At 67.4% G+C, this 3,775-nt stretch carries 5 protein-coding genes; 4 read left to right on the forward strand and 1 reads right to left on the reverse strand.

Features of this window, described 5'->3' with window-relative positions:
* Both H0W38_RS18625 and H0W38_RS18630 read left to right on the forward strand, forming a co-directional pair.
* Positions 1-600: acyl-CoA dehydrogenase (locus tag H0W38_RS18625; RefSeq protein WP_292456914.1), on the forward strand; the 600-nt coding region annotated here is incomplete at its 5' end.
* A 149-nt stretch (positions 601-749) separates the two neighbouring features.
* Complete coding sequence (locus tag H0W38_RS18630; protein WP_292456917.1) at positions 750-1,478, forward strand: 16S rRNA pseudouridine(516) synthase; 729 nt, start codon at positions 750-752, stop codon at positions 1,476-1,478.
* A gap of 5 nt (positions 1,479-1,483) precedes the next feature.
* On the opposite strand, the gene H0W38_RS18635 is transcribed toward H0W38_RS18630, so the two are convergent.
* The gene (locus H0W38_RS18635; RefSeq protein ID WP_292456918.1) at positions 1,484-1,636 is read right to left on the reverse strand and encodes a hypothetical protein; all 153 of its coding nucleotides are present in this window, start codon (positions 1,634-1,636) and stop codon (positions 1,484-1,486) included.
* Between the two features lie 311 nt (positions 1,637-1,947).
* On the opposite strand from H0W38_RS18635, the gene H0W38_RS18640 reads away from it, so the two are divergent.
* Together H0W38_RS18640 and H0W38_RS18645 are read left to right on the forward strand one after the other, a co-directional pair.
* Positions 1,948-2,832 (forward strand): amino acid ABC transporter substrate-binding protein, encoded by an 885-nt coding sequence (locus tag H0W38_RS18640; protein ID WP_292456921.1) that lies wholly within the window; start codon positions 1,948-1,950, stop codon positions 2,830-2,832.
* A 28-nt stretch (positions 2,833-2,860) separates the two neighbouring features.
* A complete protein-coding gene (locus H0W38_RS18645; RefSeq protein ID WP_292456925.1) occupies positions 2,861-3,658 on the forward strand; it encodes an amino acid racemase in 798 nt (265 codons plus the stop codon).
* Positions 3,659-3,775: the final 117 nt, after the last annotated feature.

Here is a 3,775-nt window from a genome sequence, read left to right on the forward strand (position 1 = left end):
GGCATCGCCCTCTTCCTGGTGGAAAAGGGCACGGCCGGCCTCACCGTGCGCGCCTACCCCACGCAGGACGGCGCCCGCGCCGCCGAACTCGCGCTGCAGTCCGCGCCCGCGACGCTGATCACGGCCCAGGGCCATGCCGCGCTCGAGCACGCGGTGGACATCGGCATCGCCGCGGCCTGTGCCGAAGGCGTGGGCCTGATGGAAAAGCTGCTGGCCATCACCGTCGAGTACATGAACACGCGCAAGCAGTTCGGCGTGCCGATCGCGAGCTTCCAGGCCTTGCGCCACCGCATCGCCGACGTGAAGATGCAGCTCGAACTGGCCCGCTCGATGAGCTACTACGCCACGCTCCGGCTCGGCGATGCGCCCGCGGTGCGGCGCCGCGCACTGTCGCAGGCCAAGGTGCAGCTCGGCCACTCGATGCGCTTCGTCGGCCAGCAATGCGTACAACTGCACGGCGGCATCGGCGTGACCGACGAGTACATCGCCAGCCACTGTTTCAAGCGCCTGACAGTGCTGGAGATGAGCTTCGGCGACACCCTGCACCACCTGGGCGAAGTGTCCGGCCGCATGCAGGACACGGCCGGCGTGTTTGCCTGAACGGCAGCGCCATGCACCTCTGCCACCCATGGAAAAGGCGCTCGGCGCTCCCGTGAGCCGTTCGGTGCGCGCGCTCGCAGCAGCTGACTAAACTCTCGCCCTTCGAGGCCGCCCGCGGGCGGCCTCATGCTTTGATCGAGGAGACGCGGATGCGCTGGTCGCAGGTGCTGTTCGGCCAGGGCTTCGGCACGCGGCGCGAGTGCGAGCAACTGATCCTGGCTCAGTGCGTCAAGCACGGCGGCTGCGTGGTGGAGTATTCGGACGATGAAGTCGAGGTCACGGATCTCGAATTCGAGGTCGAGGGCCGCTCCTGGCCGTACCGCGAACGGGTACTGATCCTGCTGAACAAGCCCGTCGGCTACGAATGCTCGCAAAAGCCGAAGTCCTGGCCCAGCGTGCTGACGCTCCTGCCGCCGCCCCTGCGACGGCGCGGCGTGCAGCCGATCGGCCGGCTCGACCAGGACACCACCGGCCTGCTCCTGCTCACAGACGACGGCACGCTGATTCACCGGGTGACGCACCCCAAGCACCACGTTCCCAAGGTCTACGAGGCGCACACCGCCGAGCCGGTGACGCCCGAGCAGTTCGCCCGCTTGCTCGCCGGCGTGACGCTCAAGGACGAGTCGACCGCCGTGCGCGCCGCCGCCTGCGAGGCCAGCGGAGAGCGCTCGCTGCGGCTGACGCTCACCGAAGGCAAGTACCACCAAGTCAAACGCATGATCGCAGCAGCCGGCAACCACGTGCTGTCGCTGCACCGCAGCCGCTTCGGGCCGATCACGCTGCCGGCGGAGCTGGCGCCGGGTCAGTGGCGCTGGCTGGACGAGGCGGCGCGCGAGCAGCTCGCCTCGAGAGACGCCCCGGCGGCATCGGCCGCCTGAGACGCTCACAACTGCTGGCTGAACAGGTACAGCGTCTGGTCCTTGAAGCGGTGCCACGCCCCGCGCTTGATCCAGGTGGCGTGCTCGAGTTCGACGCAGTCCCGGGCGTCGCGCTCGAACACCGCCTCCATTTGGCGCGCCAGCGCGGTGCTTCGCAAGCCGAGGGTGATCTCGTCGTTGATTTCGAACGAGCGCTCGTCGAAGTTGCTCCATCACGCGCACGTCGACGCCGCGCGCCACGGCCCGCCCGAGCGCCTTGATCGCGGTCGCCTTGGGCAGGAAGTAGGGGTTCTGGATCAGGATCCGTTCGCGCGTGAGGCAGATCGCCAGCGAGCCGGCGGCCCGCCGCGTTCCATAAGATCAACTTATAGACCGCGATGCCATCACGATAGCCGTTGCGAAAACTCGTCCCTAGCATCGAAGCTGTCATACCCTTGCAACTTTCCCACCCGCTCGAAAGGACTCTGGCATGCAATCTTCGAAGATCTTCGTTCTGTCCCTCCTGATGACAGGTATCGGCGCCGGAGTCCAGGCGCAAACGCTCGACAAGCTCAAGTCCAGCGGCAGCATCAGCGTCGGCTATCGCGAGGCCTCGATTCCGTTTTCCTATCTGGGCAGCGACGCCTCGCCGACCGGCTTCGGCTGGGAGATCTGCGGCAAGATCGTCGATCAGGTGAAGAAGGTGACCGGCCGCGACGACCTCAAGGTCACCACCCAGGCCGTCACTTCTCAAAACCGCATTCCGCTGATGCGCAACGGCACCATAGACATCGAGTGCGGCTCGACCACCAACAACAGCGAGCGCGCCGAACAGGTCGCCTTTTCGATCAACTACTTCTACACCGGCACCCGCTTCCTGGTGAAGGCGGACTCGCCGGTCAAGTCGGTGGAAGACCTGGCCGGCAAGACGGTGGTCTCGACAACCGGCACGACCAACTACCAGGTCCTGCGCAGGGTGAACGACGAGCGCAAGCTCGGCTTCAAGCTGATCGGTGCGAAGGACCACAACGAGTCTGCCCTGCTGGTTCAACAGGGGCGAGCCGAGGCCTTCGGCATGGACGACATCCTGCTGTACGGCCTGCGCGCGAGCTCACGCAACCCGGCGGAGCTGGACGTCGTGGGCAAGGCCCTGCAGGTGGAGCCCTACGCCATCATGCTGCGCAATGACGATCCGGAGTTCAAGAAGCTGGTCGACGGGGTCGTGGCCGGTCTGATGAAGAGCGGCGAATTCGAGACGCTGTACAAGAAGTGGTTCCAGTCGCCGATCCCGCCGAAGAACGTCAATCTCAGCGCGCCGATGAGCGAGGAACTGAAGGACAACCTGAAGGCCATGTCGGACAAGCCGGCGACCTGATCGCCCTGAAGGCACGTCCGCGGTCATCGTGATCGAAGCCGTCCTTCAGGGCTCGTGCGTGACCGACTCGCCTGCTGGCGGTGAAGGCGACGCCGAGGGCCCGCTAGGGGTGGTCGGCGTGCTGGGCGGCATGGGCCCGCTCGCCACCCTCGACTTCATGCGCAAGATGCTGGAGGCGACGCCTGCCGCCTGCGATCAAGAGCATGTGCCGGTGGTGGTGAGCTCGATCCCGCAGGTGCCCGACCGCACGGCAGCCTTCCGCGGCGAAGGCATCTCGCCGGTCGCGGCCATGATCGCCAGCGGCCGGCGCCTGGCCGCCGCGGGCGCCGGCCTGGCGGTGATTCCCTGCAACACCGCACACCTTTGGTTCAACGAAGTGCAGCAGGCCCTCGGCCTGCCGATGCTGCACATGGTCGACGCCGCGCTCAGCGAGGCGATGAGCCTCGCCGGGCCCGGCGCGCGCCTGGGGCTGCTGGCAACCGATGCCACGCTCGCCTCCGGCCTGTATGTCAATCGCACGCGCGCCGGACGGCCAGCTCACCAGATCCACTGGCTGCTGCCAACGGCCGGCGAGATGCTGTCCCTGGTGATCCCGGGCATCGCCGCCGTGAAGGCCGGCGAGCTTGCGCGCGCGGGCGGGTTGCTGCAGGCGGCCGCGCAAGCGCTCGCACAACGAGGGGCGCAGGCGCTCGTGCTGGGTTGCACGGAAATTCCGCTGGCACTGGGCAAAGGCAATGCGCCGCTGCCGATCATCGATCCGACCGCGGCGCTGGCGCGCCAGGCCGTGGCCTGGTCGCTCGCACAGCGCCGCGTGTCCCACTCCTGACGAAGCGGTGGCCGCGCGCTACGCCGCGGACGTCACCGCGCGAAACGCGGCAATGAAATCGGCGACGGGCAGCGGCGAGCGAATTCCCTGGGGCAACAAGGCGCGGATCTCCACCGG

The organism is Methylibium sp. (assembly GCF_013817365.1).
Lineage (GTDB): Bacteria > Pseudomonadota > Gammaproteobacteria > Burkholderiales > Burkholderiaceae_C > Methylibium.

What these genes read in the sequence shown, in the direction of transcription:
- H0W38_RS18630 (WP_292456917.1), top strand. Translation starts at nt 750, where the DNA reads ATGCGCTGGTCGCAGGTGCTGTTCGGCCAGGGCTTCGGCACGCGGCGC.
- H0W38_RS18640 (WP_292456921.1), top strand. Translation starts at nt 1,948, where the DNA reads ATGCAATCTTCGAAGATCTTCGTTCTGTCCCTCCTGATGACAGGTATC.